This window comes from Aquiflexum sp., assembly GCF_977115555.1.
The window spans coordinates 1-18,047 of record NZ_CDSBKL010000042.1 but is presented as its reverse complement, the minus strand read 5'-3'; the positions used below and the strand labels follow the sequence as shown (position 1 = coordinate 18,047).

The following is an 18,047-nucleotide window of genomic DNA, read 5'->3' as shown; positions in this document are numbered from 1 at the left end:
GCATCCAAAGAAAAAAGTAAGAAATGTATTTAAGCCAATCTTAAAAATGTATTTGTATAAATTCAAATTGATAACAGCGACAAGGAAAAGATAATGGGCCAAAAAGGCAACCATCCAAATCCAGTTGAAATAAGCTAAAACCGCTATTATAGGAATAGAATAATAGGTGATAAGAAATATAGCATTTTTTTTATTCAGGGAATTCTGGTAAAACACTAATTCCAATGCCAATATCGTGAACAAAAAATAGACTGCCCCTCCTAGAAATACAATAGACAGACTGACGACTTTAAACCAATCCAGAGAAGGAAGACTTAAGATATTGAGATCCCACTGAGAATTGCTTAAAATATCTATATAAAGAGAATAAAACAAAACCAAAAAAAGTGTTGAAAACAAATATGACACTAAAAGAAAAACCTTATTATTTTTCTTGATTCTCCTTTTATTGAGCCAATTCTTAAATTCCTTACTTGCAATTATTCTTAGGACCATAGATAGCAAAACAGCCAAACAGATGATGTTTAGAAAGAGGTCTCCAAGACTTGGGTTAAACCATGAAGAAGCATAACCTGAAGGATCAAAAAGCCTATAATCGAAATAATCCTTGGGAAACCTGAAAACAAGCATTAAAGCCCTGATTGTAATCAATACAGCGGAAGCAGCAATCAGTGCTTTCACTTGTTTACCTTTTCTCCATAAGCCCAAAATAAGGCTTCTCGTCATTAAAAGAATCAGAAAGAAAAGTGAGAAAAAGAAAATCATCAAAGCCAACTGGCTGGAAGGTTCCGTGGGGACTTGTTCAGGATCAAAATAAACAGAAAACAAAAACTCCCCCTTAGATCCTTTAACTTCCAACAATCCATCTTCCTGTTCTGTAGATATACTTTTGGGTTCATTTGAAAAAATTTCAGAATTGAATCCGGCTTCCAGATATTGGTTTTGAAAATCCCCCTTGAAATAAGGTGGGTTTAGCGGATTTATCCAATACCCATGATTATTACGGGAAAACCTCCTGACTTTGGAAAAAAAAATACCGCGTTTATCTTCAAGAATTCTTTGGGTTGTTTTGGAATCGATCCAATCAAAATCCGGCATATACGAGAAATCCGACCAATAGATGAGCTGACCTGATTCACTAAATATATAATAAGAGTGAAATGAATCTATGGTTAGATTGGTAAATGAAAACTCCTCATCAGGGCTGTTTTTTAACAAGAGCTGAACAAAATCTTCATTAAACTCCCCTTCTATTTTTTGGATTTTATTGGAAATTGGTTTGATTAGTCTTTCCTCATCATTTCTGTCGACTAAAAAAAAATTAGCAACCAATAAAACTCCCAAACTCAGGAGGGCAACAAAAAATAAAAATTTACGGGTGTTTCGCATAACCATAAGTTAAGCAAAGAGCAAAATCTGTTCCCAGATTCTAATCATTATTTAATATTTTTCTCCATGAAACAGGAATTTGCCTTTCCTCTTTTTTGCATTTCTGTACCAAAGGTATCCCAAAACAACAGCTAACAGGTAAGGCATACTCAAAAGATAAAGAATCCCAAAATTTAATCCTGCCCCAATGGTTGTGTCTCCATTGCTGACATTGTTTTCAATTCCTACCCGGCACATGGCACACTGCGCAATGGCTGACACTTGGGATGACATAAAGAATACAAGACAGAGAAGTGATAAATAAATTGACCTCATATAATTGCAAACGCCAAGGTTAATCAATTGGTTTAGAAAGAATAATATGGACTTATCATCAGATAGACAATGACTCCTGTGACGGTGACATACAACCATATCGGAAAAGCAAATTTAACAACTTTTTTATGTTTTGCCCTTTGGTCAGTATATCCATAATAGTACGCCAATAGAATAGGAAATAATGCCACTGCTGCAAACACTATATGGGTAATCAGAATAAAGTAATAAACCGGTCTGATCCATCCTTCTCCTCCAAATGTGGTACTTTCAGCTGTTGCATGATACACCACGTAAGAAACCAGGAATATAGCTCCTAAGCCAAATGCAGCGGTCATGGCCGCCCTATGATATTCAATATTCCCTTTTTTAATAAATATTACTCCGGCAATTAATGCAACAGTTGCTGCAGAATTTATGACCGCATTGAGATGGGGAAGAAAATATACCCAATTACTTGCAATATCTATTTTGGAGGGCATGAATAACAGAATCGCAACCAACACAGGCACAATTACCGCGATCACAGAAATCCATCTGATAATTCCTTTGTCAGAATTCAATAAACTACTTTGTTCCATGTAATAATATTTTGGTCTCTAAAATCAATTTGTCAACGTCTTCTCTATTTGTTCCGCTATAGTAGCCCCTTATCCTGCCCTGCCCATCGATCAGTACGAATTTGTCACTGTGTACAAATTCCTCAGGCTGACCTTCTCCATCGATAGTAGGGAGAATAAATCCACATCTTGCAAGTTCATATATCAATCGCTTATCGCCTGTCAGAAAAAACCATTTTCCCGGTGTAGCCATATGTCTTTCTGCATATTCTGAAAGGACTTCCGGTGTATCATATTCCGGATCTATAGATATGGAATAGATTTGGACTTCACCATCATTTCTAAAAGCATCATCAACCCTTTCAAGTTCAGTGGACATAACCGGACAAATACTTGGGCAGGAAGTAAAGAAAAAATCAACAATGGTAATTTTTTCGGACATTTCTTTTTTCCCTCGTGCTATACCGTCCTGGTCAGTAAGAGTAAAATCCGGTATATAATGCTGTCCGGATTCCACCATGTCACAGTCTCCTAGTGGGTCCTCTACCCCATCTTCATAAAGAATAGGAATATCATATTGGTTTGTCCCGAAAGTTTTCAAAAAAACAAAAATTACCACTGGGACCAATAAAATACAAACCAAAACCAATCCCTGAAGGATCCTCAAACTTTTCATTGCTTTACTTTTTACTTAAACAAAAAAAGAGGTTGAAGTTCCCACCTCAACCTACTTTTTTTTAAAATTTATTTGGTTGGATTACCATCTAATGATAAAAATCTCAGTGCCTTCTTTTACCAGAGCAATTACTAACCAAATAAGGAAAATCAAGGGAACGATAATGGAATAAAAGAGCGGTTTGGCTTCTTCGCCAAGGTGCATGAATTCCATCATTATATATTTAGCTTTCCAAATTGTAAGTCCAATGAAGACAGCATATAATAACAATCCTCTTGGCAAGGTAAAAGCAAAAACGAATTCAATAGATGTCAATATCAAAAGGATTCCTGCAGTTTTCCAGATCTTTCTGATTTTCGCTTCATCTCGAGGAAGTACTTCAAGTGTAGATTTATTTTCGTGGGATGCCATATCAGTGTCGATTTTATAGTTAGATCAAATAGAAGAAAGTAAATACGAATACCCAAACAAGGTCAACAAAGTGCCAGTATAATCCAATTTTTTCAACCATTTCATAATGACCTCTTTGTTCATACACTCCGACTGCGGATTGGTAAAAAGCAAGAAACAAGAGAAACACCCCGATAGTCACGTGAAATCCGTGGAATCCAGTAATGAAGAAAAACAGCTGGGCAAAAGAGGCTGGCCCGTATTCATTCACCATCAGGTTGGCTCCATGTACAGTTTCAGTGACTACTTGACCGAGTTTGTTTACATAGGTCAAGACGGACCCCCCGTCAGTACCATGGATAAAGTGATTCCATTCCCAAGCTTGACAACTCAAGAAAGTAATTCCACCAAGTAATGTCCACAACATCCATTTTGTAACATCATTTCGGTCATTTCGGTGGCCTGCTTCTACAGCAAGAACCATCGTAACAGAACTCATAATCAATATGAAAGTCATCAAACCAACAAATGCCAAAGGCGGGTGAATACTGTGCGTAAATGGAATGGCATCAAAAACCATTTCAGGAATAGGCCAATACTCATTTGATCCAACAAAAGTATCAGATGGTCCAGTATAAGCAGGAAAACTGACCCTAATTGATGCATAAGTAATCAAAAAGGCAGCAAAGGTAAAGATATCTGAGAGGAGGAAAAACCACATCATAAGTTTTCCATAACTGGCTTTGAGCGGCTCATTTCCACCTCCCCAAACTCCTCTTTTGGGACTTACCCCAATTGCAGTTGCAGTCGTTGACATATATTCTAAAGTTTACTTTTTAATGATTCAATAACAAGAACATAAACAGGTAAAGCCAAAGTCCCCCTAAGAAATGCCAATAAGTGACGCACATTTCCATGGTATCAAGATTTTTGGAATGAACCTGATATCTGAAGGACGAAATTAATACAATAATTAGAAATATCACACCGCTGATCAGGTGTAATCCATGCAATCCGGTGAAAATATAAAGAAATGAGCCAGCAGGATTGCCAACAAAAAAGACTTCTCTGTCAACCAAAGCCACCCAACTATACCATTGACCTATCAAAAAAGATAAACCCAAAATAGAGGTAACAACCATACCAACCCTAAGTGAGGCAAGGTCATCTTTCTTGGCTGAGACATAAGCCCAATGCAGGGAAATACTACTCAAAACAATGATTCCTGAAGTATACCAGAAAATGGACGGAAGGTCAAATTCCAACCAATTACCTTCTGATTGTCTGACAATATAAGCACTCGTCAGTGAAGCGAAAATCATTACAACTGTGACTATAAACAGCCACAAAGCAAACTTCTTCGGATGCATTGCAATAGGTTGCTCTGCATTTTCTATGTATGCGAATTTTTCTTCCATGGATTAAACTTTATCTAATAAATATGCTATCTGAACAATTGGCAGATAAAGGAAGGAACCGAACATGATTTTAAGAGCTGATTTACGCGAGCAATCTTTCATCAATGAAAATGTCTGTGCCAAAAACAACACGCCACAAATCGTGGCTACGATTCCTGAATTGATCCCTGTGAGTCCAAAATAAGTTGGCAAAAGACCCAATGGCAGCAAAAACAAAGTGTAAATCATGATTTGAATAGCTGTGTTGAGGTCTTTTTGACCGCCACTTGGAAGGAGTTTAAATCCTGCCCTTTTGTAATCCTCATCACTTACCCATGCAATTGCCCAGAAATGAGGAAACTGCCAGATAAACTGGATCCCAAATATGATGAGTGCTTCGTGGGATATGGCACCTGTTGCAGCCGTCCAGCCTAACAAAGGAGGCATGGCACCGGGAATGGCACCGACAAATACTGCAATTGGTCCCACTCTCTTGAGAGGAGTATAGACAAAAACATATAAAACCATACTTAATACACCAAGAAGCGTAGTAAGTGGATTTGTAAAAATCCAGAGTATGGCTATTCCTATTAAGGCAATTATGGAAGTAAACCAATAAGCTTCTCTTAAAGAAATAAGATTCAATGGCAGAGGACGGTTCTCAGTCCTTTTCATCAGCTTGTCAATATCTCTCTCCCAAATCTCATTAGCTGCGCCAGAGGCACCGCTTATTAGAAAACCTCCAATCATCAAAGCAAAGAATTTACCCCAAGAAAAGATAACACCGGAATCTCCAAGAATAAATCCGAAGACCGCTGAGAAAGTAACAAGGGCAGACAATCTGAATTTAATTAAATCTTTATAAGCTCCTATCCTTAAAATAAGGAAATCTGATAAAGAATTTTCAGAAATATTTATAGTTCTCATGAACCTGTTTGTTCTAATTTAAATATTCTTTGGGAATTAAGCTGCAATAATATCACGAATTGAATCCCTATTATCAATGTTCCCAATAAGAGGTGGACAGGTTGTAAGAAGGCAGGAATACTAAAATAAGCCATTCCAACACCTGTTGCTATTTCAAGGAAAATCACAAATAGAAGTGCCTGTGACCACTTAAATATACTTACATTCCTTAGGGTAAATTTATAAACCTTTACAAAGAACAAGAGATGAACACCAAGCAAGACGATAGAATAGGACCTATGAATGATAAAAACCAATCCTAGATGCTCTATCCACTCTCCCCGTAAAAGGTTTCCAAATTCGAAAGCCACTACATCCATTTCTTCTCTAACCTGAGTTCCGAAAATTATCTGTACTAACATCAGTAAAAAACCAATTACCAAAATACCAAACAAACTGCCCGGTTTATCAGTGATAGATTTCGTAGGATGAATTAATCTATGGGATCGGAAATGAACGAACAGCAGAATACAAACGATTAACAAAGCCAACATCATATGGAGGGTAATCATCCAAGGAAGTAGATTTGTAGAAACGACAATCGAGCCAATCCAAGCCTGAAATAGAACCAAAAACAGATTAAACACAGATAAGATAGTTGTCGATTTGTCAAAAGACCAAAGTGGAAATGATCTAAACACTGTAAGAAGGACCAAGATTCCGATGACAGCACCTATCAACCTGTTTATGTATTCGATCCAAGTTTTCACAGGATTGAATTCCTGTTCTACCAAGATGGATTTATCATTCTTTATTTCTTCTGCTTTTTCTTTAAATCCTAATTTTTCCAGTTGAGCAACAAACTTATTGTTTTTTTCAACCCGCTTGGCAGAATAGATTTCCTGATAATCATTTGGGAGCTGATTCACACTGATAGGTGGAACCCAGCTCCCAAAACATTTTGGCCAATCTGGACAACCCATACCTGAACCGGTACTTCTGACTACCCCACCAACTAAAATAAGGAAATAAACAGCTATCACAGAAACTAGACTGATCCTGCAAAAGCTGTTTATTTGATTAAGATTCTTTTGATTCATTGGCTACAAGAACTTCCTCTTCGTCTGCAATAATTGCTTTTTCCAATTTCACCAATTCTTGTTCATGTGGAAGGTTCGATTCAGGAGTTGCAGATAATGGCACCGTCTGACAAATAAAATCCTCAGGTGCGCCAGGCTTTGAATAGTCATATGGCCATCTATACACCGTAGGTATTTCACCAGGCCAGTTTCCATGACCAGGATGTAAAGGAGTTGTCCATTCAAGTGTATTAGCCCTCCATGGATTCAAAGAAGCAATCCTTCCTCTATACATTGAGTAGAAGAAATTAAACAAGAAAATCAATTGGGCACCAAACGTAATAATAGCAGCAACAGACACAAACATGTTTAGATCTGTATACATATTGGAGAATTCAAAGTTTGTCCAGCTGTAATATCTCCTAGGGAAACCTGCGATCCCAATGTAGTGCATTGGGAAGAAGACCATGTACACACCGATGAAGGTCAACCAGAAGTGAATATATCCAAGTCTTGCATCCATCATTCTACCAAACATTTTTGGAAACCAATGGTAGACACCTGCCATCAGACCAAAAAATGAAGCAGAACCCATTACTAAGTGGAAGTGGGCGACTACGAAATAAGTATCATGCAATTGAATATCTATAGCTGAATTTCCAAGAAAAATACCAGTAAGACCACCAGAAATAAAGAATGAAACCAATCCTATGGAGAATAACATTCCCGGAGTAAAAATCAAATTCCCTCTCCAAAGTGTAGTGAGATAATTAAATACTTTTACTGCAGAAGGGATGGCGATAATTAAGGTCAAGAACATGAATATTGATCCTAAGAAAGGATTCAAACCTGACACAAACATGTGGTGCGCCCATACAATGAAGGAAAGAATTGTAATCCCGAGCATGGAAATGATCATTGCTTTGTATCCAAATATTGGCTTTCTAGAATTAACAGAAATGATTTCTGAGGTAATTCCAAGTGCAGGTAACAACACAATATAAACTTCAGGGTGACCAAGAAACCAAAATAAATGCTGGTAAAGGACAGGGCTTCCTCCTGTATTTGGAAGTGCTTCACCACCAATGTAGATGTCAGATAAATAGAAACTAGTTCCAAAACTTCTGTCAAAAACCAAGAGCAAAGCTGCTGAGAACAATACAGGGAATGAAAGCAACCCTATTACTGCTGTTAAAAAGAAAGCCCAAATTGTCAGTGGAAGTCTTGAAAAAGACATCCCTTTTGTTCTCAAATTGATTACTGTGGTAATATAATTGATACCACCCAGCAAAGAAGACACGATGAAGAAAGTCATCGCAATCAACCACATAGTCATTCCTAAACCTGAGCCCGGCATTGCTTGCTCAAGTGCTGACAATGGAGGATAAACAACCCATCCACCTGAGGCCGGACCTGTTTCAATAAATAAGGAAATAAACATAATCACTCCAGAGGCAAAAAAGAACCAATAGGAAAGCATGTTCATAAATCCAGAAGCCATATCTCTAGCCCCAATCTGAAGTGGAATTAGGAAATTGGAAAATGTTCCACTTAGGCCAGCTGTCAATACAAAGAATACCATTATGGTACCATGCATAGTCACCAGTGCTAAATAGAAATTAGGATCCAATTTACCAGCATCATCAATCCAACCTCCTAGTATTGGTTTCAACCAGTATAATTCCATATCCGGAAAACCAAGCTGCAACCTGAAAATAATTGATAATAAACCACCGATAATTGCCCAAAATATACCTGTAACAAGAAATTGTTTACCTATCATCTTGTGATCGGTAGAGAAAATATATTTGGTTATAAAATTATCGTGATGCTCATGTTCATCGTGGTGATCATGTGCACTAGCACTGTGAGTAGCTGTATGAGCTGTAGCCATAATAATGATAATTTAATTACTTATGTTCGCTGATAGTTATTTCAGCAACTTCTTTCAATTCAGGAGATAAATTCTCAACAAGAGCTGGGTTATTCACGATGTAAGGCTTTTGTTCAGCCAACCATTTTCTGTATTCAGCAGGTTCCACCACATTGATCACTCTTCGCATAGAGAAATGACCTTTCCCACAAACCTCTGTACAAGCAATCTCATATTCAAATTCTGGATCATTTAACTCAGCCCTCATTTCTTCTGTGGTTTTGGTGGCAACAAACCAAAACTTGGTTGGCATACCCGGAACAGCATCCATTTTCAATCTCATGTGAGGAGCAAAAACTGAGTGAAGAACATCTCTTGCCCTGATTTTAAATAGAACGGGTTCTCCTTTTGGAATTACAACCACAGGTGTGTTGAAATCATCGTGAGAATTTTTGTCTGAAAAATCAACACCGGAAACATTTATCGCACTTGTTAATCTGTAGTCATTTGCACCAAGTACATTATCCATTCCCGGATATCTCACCTCCCATGCAAATTGATATCCTAACAATTCGACAACATGGGCATTTTCCGGCGCAGGTTTTGTAATATCAGACCATGCTTTCCATCCACCAATTACCAATAATGCCAATACTATGGCCGGAACCACTGTCCAAATAACCTCAAGTTTATTATTATCAGGATAAAAAGAAGCCTTCCTACCTTCATTATACTGGTATTGGTATGGGAACCAGAAAAGTAAAACGTGGGTAATAATAAATATTACCCCTGTAACAGCCATTGTAATCCAGAACAACTTATCGGTAACAGCTCCGTGCTCTGATGCTAAAGGAAGATTGTAATTGTCAAATTCCTTAATGGAATACCAAAACATCAATATTCCTGTTCCTAAAAGAAATAGGACGAACATCATGGCATTTACTTTATTACTTCCAGAAGCAACTTTTTTGTCACTGCCCTTTACTACTGATACAAGGGTCTGAATTCTATATACCATCCAAATGATGGATATGAGTAATACGATACCTACTGTAATTAGAAATCCGTACATAATTGTAAACTTTTCGGATAATTAAATATGATGATGATAACTTTCTTCCAACATAGGATGATTTTTGGCAACAAGATTTCGTTTGGACAAATTGTTCAAAACAACATATGTAACCAAAGAACCAAACACCAAAAGCATTCCAACTTCCATCAAACCAAAGCCCCCGTTGTGTCCCAAAGTACCTGGCTGAATCATCAAGAAGAAATCAAACCAGTGACCTACAATAATCAAGGAACAAATAACCTTCAGAAATATCCCATGCCTTTTTGCATCCCTAGTCATAAGAACAAGGAAAGGTAAGAAGAAGTTTAGCGCTAGATTTACAAAAATAAACGGGCTGTACACATCACTTTGAAGTCTCTCTATAAAATAAACTGACTCCTCAGGTATGTTGGCATAATAGATCAATAAGAACTGTGAAAACCAGATATAGGTCCAGAAAATAGAAAAAGCAAAAACGAATTTTCCAAGATCATGGATGTGGTTTTCATTTACCATTTCTAAGTATCCCCGCTCCTTCAGGAATACAGTCACCAAAGTCATTGCTGATAAACCTGCAACGAACCAAGATGCAAAAACATACCATCCAAACATGGTTGAAAACCAGTGAGTGTCAATCGACAAAACCCAATCCCAAGCAGAAACAGAAGATGAAACCGCGAAGAAAACAAGAAATAATGCAGACCATTTTCTGATTTGAAACCATGTTTGATTTCCGGGGTTTAGGTCTTCCTGATAAGATAATTTTCTCAATTTATTGAAAAACAAAACCCATGCCCCAAAGAAAACAACCATCCTGATGATAAAGAAAGCAGGGAATGTCCCCTTTTCAAGTGGCCAAAAGAAAAATGCTCCTTTGCCATCAATGATTTTATCATAATCAGGACTATTCACGTCAAATAGTGCTTTATGAGTCCAATGGAAAATATCATGACTCATAATTAAATAACTTGCCAGCATCAACACACCAGCTATTGGCAACCAGTATCCAAAAGACAGAAATATTCTCAGCAATGCAGTTGACCATCCAGCTTGGGCAGCATATTGAATAGCGAAGAAGAATACTCCAATAACAGCTATTCCAGTGAAATAGACATTATTAATCCAAATATTGGCATAAAGCCTCTGGTACCAATGGAAAGCATGCGCTCCTTCTGTATGGGCTTCATCATGACCTCCACCCATCATTGCCATCAAAATTCCTGCAGCAAGGATAACTGAACCAATGATCAAAACAGTAAATATTGATTTTTTCAGCCCTGCTGAAAAATCAAACTTTTGATCCAAATTATAATTTGTAGTACTGTGCCCCATGATTATTGCTTCTGAATTTCTTGTTTAACATAGTGAACAATTTTCCATATTCTTTCCTGCGGAATTTGAGAACCATGTGCGCCCATTCTTCCTTTTCCCTTCATCACTACGTGGAAAATGTGTCCTTCAGGAAGATTGATATAGGCACCCCCTTTAAGATTGGCAACACCACCAATAACTTCTCCTGCTTTCCCATTACCTTCTCCACTTTGGCCATGACAAGCAGAACAGTACTGTGTGTATAATACCTTTCCTTCTGCCAAAACCTGAGGTGTTAATTCCAGAGGATTTACATTCAAAGCTGCAGCTTCCAACTCAAACTGCTTTAATCTGTAGGGAAGTGAACCATCTTTAGATCTTGGGACAGTATTTGCTACAGGTTCACGCATATTCATTCGGTTGGGGTTATTAATATTGCTATTAAAAAACTCTCCTTTTCCATCTTCTCTAGTTGATAACCAAGCTCCTTCATCCTCATTAACGATTTGTGAAAGGGGTTCATAAGCTATTGAATTATACATTTGGGGTGCATATTCATAACCGGGATCCTCACCGGACGCACCACAGGAAGTAAGACCAATGGCTACTCCAAGAAATGCAAACGTGTATATAGAATGTGTGATTTTCATATATCTATTTACCTATTCAAAACTTTTAAAATTTACCTCTGAAGCTCCTGAGCCTTTTAAGACATCTGTCAATTGACTTTCTCCTAATGAGGAATTAGTAGCCAAATCGATTGCCATAACATGCTTGTCATCTGTAATCCTGACATCAAATATCCTAGGCTGTCCCCAAGGTTTTAGATTGCTGGCAATCATAAACACACCAACCATACCGAAAGCTGCCAATAAAACTGTCAATTCAAATGTCACCGGAATAAAATCAGGAAAAGCAGCATGGTCTTTACCTCCGATTATCATTGGCCAATCAATTTTCATCATGTAGAACTGCATGGTCAAAGCAAGAGTAGTCCCCAACATTCCGAATAAAAAGGCAGCAATAGGAAGTTTACTTCTTTTGTACCCCAATACATCATCTATTCCGTGAACAGGAAATGGTGAATAAACCTCATGGATTTTGACACCGCTGCCTCTTACTTTAGATATTGCATCCAGCAAAACATCCTCATCGTCATATACGCCTAGGATGAAATTTTTATCTCTTTCCATGCTTTATTTAATTACTTTTTCTGATGAAGATTTCACAATAGATTTCACTTCTGCCATGTTGATCACAGGGAAGAATTTTGCAAACAAGAAGAATAAAGTGAAGAATAATCCGAAGGTAAACATATATACTCCAACATCTGAAATAGTTGGATAGAACATTGCCCACGAAGACGGAAGATAATCTCTATGCAAAGAAGTCACAATGATCACAAATCTCTCAAACCACATTCCGATATTTACCACAAGAGATAATAAGAAAGTAGCAACAATTGAAGTCCTTATTTTTTTGAACCAGAAAAGCTGGGGGGAAATCACGTTACATGTCATCATTGACCAATATGCCCACCAATACGGCCCAAACATCCTGTTCATGAATGCATATTGCTCAGCGGCTACCCCTGAATACCACGCCATAAAGAATTCTGTAATGTAAGCAATACCTACAATTGATCCTGTAATGATGATCACGATATTCATTAATTCAATATGACCAATCGTAATATAGTCTTCCAAGTGGAAAACTTTCCTTGTAACAATCATCAATGTCAATACCATCGCAAATCCTGAGAAAATCGCTCCTGCAACAAAGTATGGAGGGAAAATCGTTGTATGCCAACCAGGAATTACAGATGTAGCAAAGTCAAAGGATACAATTGTATGAACTGACAGTACTAGAGGTGTTGCCAAACCGGCCAAAATCAAAGCTACTGATTCATATCTGCTCCAAGTTTTGGCAGCTCCGTCCCATCCAAAAGACAAAGCACCGTAAATGCTTTTTCTGATTCCTGTCGCCCTGTCTCTGATTGTAGCAAAGTCCGGAATCAAACCTATGTACCAGAATACCAATGAAACCGAGAAATAAGTTGAAATCGCAAATACGTCCCAAAGAAGTGGTGAGTTAAAGTTAACCCAAAGAGATCCAAAGGTATTTGGAAGTGGCAAAGCCCAATAAGCACCCAACCATGGTCTTCCCATGTGAATCACAGGAAACATGGCAGCACAAATTACCGCAAAAATTGTCATGGCTTCTGCAGCTCTGTTGATGGCCATTCTCCACTTTTGTCTGAACAATAAAAGTACAGCAGAGATCAAAGTTCCTGCGTGACCGATCCCAACCCACCAAACGAAGTTGGTAATATCCCAAGCCCAGCCAACAGTTTTATTGAGTCCCCACATACCTATACCCTCCCAAAGAGTTGCTACCAATGCAATCGATCCTATTAACAACACCCCTACAGAAAATAAAAAAGCCAATAGCCAGCCCATGCTGGGCTTTGCCTCTACCTGCCTTGATATATCATGGGTGACGTCTTTCAGAGTTTTACCGCCTGTAATCAGAGGCTGGCGTACGGATGAAGTAACATGCATATCTTATAAAATTATTTATTACGCTTCTGATTTATCCTTATTTCTGATTTTGGTAAAATACCAAACGTTAGGGCTCACATTGATTTCTTCCAAAACGTGGTAGGCCCTTTCCTCATTGACTTCTTTTTTTGCAGAAATTGTGTCTTCCTGAATTTTGAGCATTTGGGTGATTTTACTGTTGGAATCATTCATGTCTCCGAATACAATTGCAGTAGTAGGACAAGCTGAGGCACAAGCTACGTTTATTTCCCCGTCTTTTACTTTCCTGCCTTCTCTCTTAGCAGTCAATTTGCCTGCTTGGATTCTTTGTACACACATAGAGCATTTTTCGATAACACCTCTAGCCCTTACTGTAACATCAGGATTCAACACCATCTTGCCCATATCGTCATTTTGTGCAACGTTTACAGCGGCAAAGTCTTTGTTATCATGATATTTGAACCAGTTAAATCTCCTTACTTTATATGGACAGTTATTGGCACAATACCTTGTTCCAATACATCTGTTGTAAGTCATTTGATTTAGACCTTCAGAAGAGTGGGTCGTTGCTGCTACCGGACAAACCGTTTCGCAAGGTGCATTATTACAATGCTGACACATCATTGGCTGAAAAGTAACTTCCGGATTATCAGCAGCAACTTCAAGTTCTTTGTTTGAAGTTGCTTCTACCGGAGAGCTATAGTACCTATCGATTCTTATCCAGGCCATTTCCCTTCTGTTGAGCACTTCCTGCTTTCCAACAACAGAAACGTTGTTTTCAACCTGACAAGCTATGGTACAAGCACCGCAACCGATACAAGAATTCATATCTATTGCCAATCCCCAATGGTGTTGGCTGTATTGGTGACCCTTCCAAAGTGAAATCTTGGAAGGCTTGACAAACTCACCTTCTTTGTAAATCTTTGGATGGTACCTGCCTGCGGAAGCATCTTCTTTATACTCTCCAAGAGTGGCTTCTTGAATCACAAACTCTCTTCCCATATAAGTTTGATGAGTTTGGGTCTGTGCAATTTTGTATGCTTCCGAAGTCAATTCGATAGAGATACCTTCGGTTACATCAAAATTTGTGAAACCTTTTGAGCTATCTGCCAATTCATAAGCATTGACGCCAACACCATCAGCAACCCTCCCAGCTTTAGTCCTTCCATATCCCAATGCCAAACCAACTGTTCCTTCTGCCTGTCCAGGTTGAACCAAAACAGGTACAATTAGAGATTTTCCTCCAACTGTAAGTTTTGCTTTTTTAGTCTCACCTTCAACCATTTTTAGACCATTTTCATTGGCCCATTTTTGTGAAACGGTCAGATAATTGTCCCAAGTAGCTTTTGAAATTGGATCAGACATTTCTTGTAGCCAAGGAATATTTGCAAATGTTCCATTCCCAATCCCAATTTTTGTATATATAGCCAATTCCGTAGCTGCGTTATCTGCTTTATACGATTTTGCAACAGAAGAGGCCGCTGAAGCCAAATCAGAGATATTAGCAACAGGTGCAGATTCAGATGAAATAGAATACACCCCATTGAACAATGATCTGTCCCAAAACTCCTGGAAATTGGATGTTTCGGACTGAGCTGCAAATAAAGTCGAGTTCCAGTTTTGTTGTAAGAAATCGTAATAATTGGTAGAGGCACCTGACCAAACCAAGAAAGTATCCTGAGCCTGTCTTGTATCGAATAAAGGGGAAATGGCAGGTTGACTCAAGCTATATTCTCCTTTTCTTGGATAAAAATCATTCCATGATTCTAGATAATGGTGATCCGGTGCAACATATTGTACCAAAGAAGCTGTCTCATCCATGGTAGAGTTGGTGGCCACTGATACTTTTGCTTTTGCAATACCTTCTGCTAGCTCAGATCCTTTTGCAAAATCATAAACAGGATTACAATTGTAGAACACAACTCCTCCAACTTTACCTCCTTTTAAATCAGCAACAAACTGATTCATTTTTGAATCATCTCCTTTTCTGAAATAAGATGGCTTTGAGAAATCTACTGTTACACCATTATTTTCAAGTAAGTCATTGATTGCATTGACCACAATCTGCACATTTGGATCATTTGAACCAGACACAACAATGGATTTACCTTTGTTTGCCCAAAGCTCTTTTGCCGCTTTGTCAAGGTGCGCTATTTCAACTGCACTTCCTGAAACAGTAGCCGCTCCGGCTAGTTTGGCTACCGCATTGTATAATGCCAAAACAGCAAGACCACTTTGCGAAGGTTTTATTGGGGTTCTGTAATCTGCATTTGCACCGGTAAGTGAAAGGTTCGATTCAAACTGGAAATGACGGGACATTACCGGCTTTTCTTTTGAAATCTTTCTTCCCTGACCATATTGCTTTGCAAATTCAATAGGGGAAATCCATGTTCCTAAAAAGTCTGCTCCAAAGCTTACGATAACACTAGCTTTTTCGAAGTTATAAGTTGGAAGCATTGCTGTACCGTAGGATGTCTCAGCTGCTTTTGTAATACCATAATTAGAAATCGGGTCATAAGTGATGATTTCGGCGCCACCAAAAGCATCAGCAAACTGCTGGATGACTTTTTCGGTAGAAGGAGAAATAACTGTATTGGTAACGATTTTCACTGAACCTGCAGCAGCTAGTTTAGTCTTTACTTCAGAATCTATTGTGGCCCAATCAGACTTAGCACCATTGATATGTGGTCCTGCAAGTCTTTGCTTGTCGTATAAGGATAGGACAGATGCTTCTACAATGGCACTTATTCCTCCTTTGTTGATCGGAGAAAGCTCATTTCCATCTATTTTGATAGGTCTTCCTTCCCTGGTTTTTACTACGATCGAGGCATAATCACCCCCTGAAGAAAATGTAGATGCATAATAATTGGGAATGGAAGGATTGATATCAACAGGTTTATTGACATAAGGAATTGCCTTTCTTACAGGCGCCTCACATGCAGCCAAAGAAGCTGCTGCCAAGCTAAAGCCCATCAATTTAAGAAAATCCCTCCTAGATGCACCTTCTTCATTTCCTAAGATTGTTGGCATTTCAGGAAATTCCTTCTCTGCATTTTTAACAAATTCAGGATCATTTGTTAATTGCTCTAAACCTTTCCAATAGGTCTTTTTATTTTCTGTCATTGTATATTCAAGAAAGTAAGTTCTGAATTATTTTTAAATTAATAATGGCACTTAGCACATTCCAATCCTCCGATGTCTTTCACCTTGAGGGCTTCTTTGGAATTGCTGTGTAACTGCACCAATTTATCGTAATATTCATTTCCCCTGGAATTAATGTCTGTCTGTCTGTGACAGTCTATACACCATCCCATGGTCAGTGAACTATGCTGATAGACCACTTCCATTTCTTGGATCTGTCCGTGACAAGTCTGGCAGGCAATCCCTCCTACAGCTACGTGCTGTGCATGGTTAAAATAAGCAAGGTCGGGAAGGTTATGAATTCTAACCCACTCTATAGGCTGGTTATTATCAACTGCTGCATAGATTTTAGCGATTTCGGGAGAAATACCCTCTTTTCCACCTACATTTTGGATATGTGTATGGCAATTCATACAAATGTTAGCAGATGGTATATTTGCTGATTTTCCTATTTCAACGCCTGTATGACAATATTGACATTCGATTTCGTATTGTCCTGCATGTAACTGATGGGAAAAAGCAATAGGCTGCTTTGGTCCATATCCTTGCTGAACACCTATCGTCAAAATCTCATCAAGAGCTGTTTTAACAGTAAAGGCAATTACAATCGTGGTAATAATGATAACAAAACCATCTGATTTGATAAGCTTTTTGAAATCAAATTTTTGGTTGATAAATTCTTCATCAATTGCATCAAGTTTTTGATTGCTCAGGTATTTGGTCAAAATGGAGATAATGAGACCTAAAACAATCAAAATCAATAACAATACGACAACAAGCACCCCCAAAATAATGGTCAGGTATTCACTGGGAATTCCTGAACCTCCCGCGGCAGCTTGAGTGCCATCTGCCGGAGTTGAAGCAGCTGCAGCTGGATCAACCTTATCTCCATATTCTATGTAAGACAATAAATTCAACAAATCAGCATCTGAGAGGAATTCATGCGCAGGCATGACCAAATTGTTGAATTGCCCAGAAATGGTCACAGCTTCAGCATCACCTGAGGCAATCAAAGCCTGGGAGTTTTTAATAAATTTTTTAGCCCATTCGATGGAATGACGGTCTGTTACTCCTCTTAAGGCAGGACCAACATTCTTGGAATCTAACCTGTGACAAGTTCTACAGTTTGCATTGAAGATGGTCTTCCCTGCTGCTATCGCCTCCTCACTGTTGGAAACATCGGGATTTACCGCGTAGACTTGTGTCCCTGACAACTGGAAAATTAGCATCATTACGAGGCTAAATCTCAAAGGAACACTTAATAATGAGCGATTGATCGACATATTTATTACTTATTAAACAGTTTAATGCACGTTTTTTTATAAACACTGCAAATGTACTATCGCAATTCTATTTTTCAAACTTGAATGAAATAGCAAAATTAGCCTTAGAATCAGAATTAATTTTATTACATAT

At 38.3% G+C, this 18,047-nt stretch carries 16 protein-coding genes and 1 pseudogene; all 17 read right to left on the bottom strand.

Features of this window, described 5'->3' with window-relative positions; translation table 11 throughout:
* Positions 1-1,389 (bottom strand): annotated as a pseudogene (locus ACZFYI_RS04635) (two-component sensor histidine kinase); the annotation flags it as partial.
* 51 nt (positions 1,390-1,440) lie between these two features.
* Positions 1,441-1,662: a hypothetical protein gene (locus tag ACZFYI_RS04630; protein ID WP_462522947.1), complete on the bottom strand. Its 222-nt coding sequence runs from the start codon at positions 1,660-1,662 to the stop codon at positions 1,441-1,443.
* A gap of 74 nt (positions 1,663-1,736) precedes the next feature.
* The gene (locus ACZFYI_RS04625; RefSeq protein WP_462522946.1) at positions 1,737-2,285 is read right to left on the bottom strand and encodes a DUF420 domain-containing protein; all 549 of its coding nucleotides are present in this window, start codon (positions 2,283-2,285) and stop codon (positions 1,737-1,739) included.
* Positions 2,272-2,940: an SCO family protein gene (locus ACZFYI_RS04620; RefSeq protein ID WP_462522945.1), complete on the bottom strand. Its 669-nt coding sequence runs from the start codon at positions 2,938-2,940 to the stop codon at positions 2,272-2,274. Before ACZFYI_RS04620 ends, ACZFYI_RS04625 begins: the two co-directional genes overlap by 14 nt.
* Positions 2,941-3,021: 81 nt before the next feature.
* Positions 3,022-3,351: a cytochrome C oxidase subunit IV family protein gene (locus ACZFYI_RS04615; protein ID WP_462522944.1), complete on the bottom strand. Its 330-nt coding sequence runs from the start codon at positions 3,349-3,351 to the stop codon at positions 3,022-3,024.
* Positions 3,352-3,370: 19 nt separating this feature from the next.
* On the bottom strand, positions 3,371-4,147 hold the full coding sequence (locus tag ACZFYI_RS04610; protein WP_462522943.1) for a cytochrome c oxidase subunit 3: 777 nt from the start codon (positions 4,145-4,147) through the stop codon (positions 3,371-3,373).
* 19 nt (positions 4,148-4,166) lie between these two features.
* Positions 4,167-4,748 (bottom strand): cytochrome c oxidase subunit 3, encoded by a 582-nt coding sequence (locus tag ACZFYI_RS04605; protein WP_462522942.1) that lies wholly within the window; start codon positions 4,746-4,748, stop codon positions 4,167-4,169.
* Positions 4,749-4,751: 3 nt separating this feature from the next.
* Complete coding sequence (gene cyoE / locus ACZFYI_RS04600) at positions 4,752-5,654, bottom strand: heme o synthase (RefSeq protein WP_462522941.1); 903 nt, start codon at positions 5,652-5,654, stop codon at positions 4,752-4,754.
* Positions 5,651-6,733 carry a COX15/CtaA family protein gene (locus tag ACZFYI_RS04595; protein WP_462522940.1) on the bottom strand — a complete coding sequence of 361 codons (1,083 nt, stop codon included), beginning with the start codon at positions 6,731-6,733 and terminating at the stop codon, positions 5,651-5,653. The genes cyoE and ACZFYI_RS04595 overlap by 4 nt, the downstream gene beginning before the upstream one ends.
* Complete coding sequence (locus tag ACZFYI_RS04590; RefSeq protein ID WP_462522939.1) at positions 6,714-8,606, bottom strand: cytochrome c oxidase subunit I; 1,893 nt, start codon at positions 8,604-8,606, stop codon at positions 6,714-6,716. Before ACZFYI_RS04590 ends, ACZFYI_RS04595 begins: the two co-directional genes overlap by 20 nt.
* Before the next feature lie 16 nt (positions 8,607-8,622).
* Positions 8,623-9,657: a cytochrome c oxidase subunit II gene (locus ACZFYI_RS04585; protein WP_462522938.1), complete on the bottom strand. Its 1,035-nt coding sequence runs from the start codon at positions 9,655-9,657 to the stop codon at positions 8,623-8,625.
* A gap of 21 nt (positions 9,658-9,678) precedes the next feature.
* Positions 9,679-10,971 carry a quinol:cytochrome C oxidoreductase gene (locus ACZFYI_RS04580; protein ID WP_462522937.1) on the bottom strand — a complete coding sequence of 431 codons (1,293 nt, stop codon included), beginning with the start codon at positions 10,969-10,971 and terminating at the stop codon, positions 9,679-9,681.
* A 2-nt stretch (positions 10,972-10,973) separates the two neighbouring features.
* Entirely contained in the window at positions 10,974-11,600 is a 627-nt protein-coding gene (locus ACZFYI_RS04575) for a c-type cytochrome (RefSeq protein ID WP_462522936.1), read from the bottom strand.
* Between the two features lie 12 nt (positions 11,601-11,612).
* Entirely contained in the window at positions 11,613-12,143 is a 531-nt protein-coding gene (locus tag ACZFYI_RS04570) for a DUF3341 domain-containing protein (protein ID WP_462522935.1), read from the bottom strand.
* A gap of 3 nt (positions 12,144-12,146) precedes the next feature.
* Complete coding sequence (gene nrfD, locus ACZFYI_RS04565; RefSeq protein ID WP_462522934.1) at positions 12,147-13,511, bottom strand: NrfD/PsrC family molybdoenzyme membrane anchor subunit; 1,365 nt, start codon at positions 13,509-13,511, stop codon at positions 12,147-12,149.
* 18 nt (positions 13,512-13,529) lie between these two features.
* Complete coding sequence (locus ACZFYI_RS04560) at positions 13,530-16,613, bottom strand: TAT-variant-translocated molybdopterin oxidoreductase (protein WP_462522933.1); 3,084 nt, start codon at positions 16,611-16,613, stop codon at positions 13,530-13,532.
* A gap of 38 nt (positions 16,614-16,651) precedes the next feature.
* A complete protein-coding gene (locus ACZFYI_RS04555; RefSeq protein WP_462522932.1) occupies positions 16,652-17,914 on the bottom strand; it encodes a c-type cytochrome in 1,263 nt (420 codons plus the stop codon).
* Positions 17,915-18,047: the final 133 nt, after the last annotated feature.

What these genes read in the sequence shown, in the direction of transcription:
- nrfD (WP_462522934.1), bottom strand. Translation starts at nt 13,511, where the DNA reads ATGCATGTTACTTCATCCGTACGCCAGCCTCTGATTACAGGCGGTAAA.
- cyoE (WP_462522941.1), bottom strand. Translation starts at nt 5,654, where the DNA reads ATGAGAACTATAAATATTTCTGAAAATTCTTTATCAGATTTCCTTATT.
- ACZFYI_RS04620 (WP_462522945.1), bottom strand. Translation starts at nt 2,940, where the DNA reads ATGAAAAGTTTGAGGATCCTTCAGGGATTGGTTTTGGTTTGTATTTTA.
- ACZFYI_RS04580 (WP_462522937.1), bottom strand. Translation starts at nt 10,971, where the DNA reads ATGGGGCACAGTACTACAAATTATAATTTGGATCAAAAGTTTGATTTT.
- ACZFYI_RS04575 (WP_462522936.1), bottom strand. Translation starts at nt 11,600, where the DNA reads ATGAAAATCACACATTCTATATACACGTTTGCATTTCTTGGAGTAGCC.
- ACZFYI_RS04570 (WP_462522935.1), bottom strand. Translation starts at nt 12,143, where the DNA reads ATGGAAAGAGATAAAAATTTCATCCTAGGCGTATATGACGATGAGGAT.
- ACZFYI_RS04610 (WP_462522943.1), bottom strand. Translation starts at nt 4,147, where the DNA reads ATGTCAACGACTGCAACTGCAATTGGGGTAAGTCCCAAAAGAGGAGTT.
- ACZFYI_RS04590 (WP_462522939.1), bottom strand. Translation starts at nt 8,606, where the DNA reads ATGGCTACAGCTCATACAGCTACTCACAGTGCTAGTGCACATGATCAC.
- ACZFYI_RS04585 (WP_462522938.1), bottom strand. Translation starts at nt 9,657, where the DNA reads ATGTACGGATTTCTAATTACAGTAGGTATCGTATTACTCATATCCATC.
- ACZFYI_RS04595 (WP_462522940.1), bottom strand. Translation starts at nt 6,733, where the DNA reads ATGAATCAAAAGAATCTTAATCAAATAAACAGCTTTTGCAGGATCAGT.
- ACZFYI_RS04630 (WP_462522947.1), bottom strand. Translation starts at nt 1,662, where the DNA reads ATGTCATCCCAAGTGTCAGCCATTGCGCAGTGTGCCATGTGCCGGGTA.
- ACZFYI_RS04605 (WP_462522942.1), bottom strand. Translation starts at nt 4,748, where the DNA reads ATGGAAGAAAAATTCGCATACATAGAAAATGCAGAGCAACCTATTGCA.
- ACZFYI_RS04555 (WP_462522932.1), bottom strand. Translation starts at nt 17,914, where the DNA reads ATGTCGATCAATCGCTCATTATTAAGTGTTCCTTTGAGATTTAGCCTC.
- ACZFYI_RS04615 (WP_462522944.1), bottom strand. Translation starts at nt 3,351, where the DNA reads ATGGCATCCCACGAAAATAAATCTACACTTGAAGTACTTCCTCGAGAT.
- ACZFYI_RS04560 (WP_462522933.1), bottom strand. Translation starts at nt 16,613, where the DNA reads ATGACAGAAAATAAAAAGACCTATTGGAAAGGTTTAGAGCAATTAACA.
- ACZFYI_RS04625 (WP_462522946.1), bottom strand. Translation starts at nt 2,285, where the DNA reads ATGGAACAAAGTAGTTTATTGAATTCTGACAAAGGAATTATCAGATGG.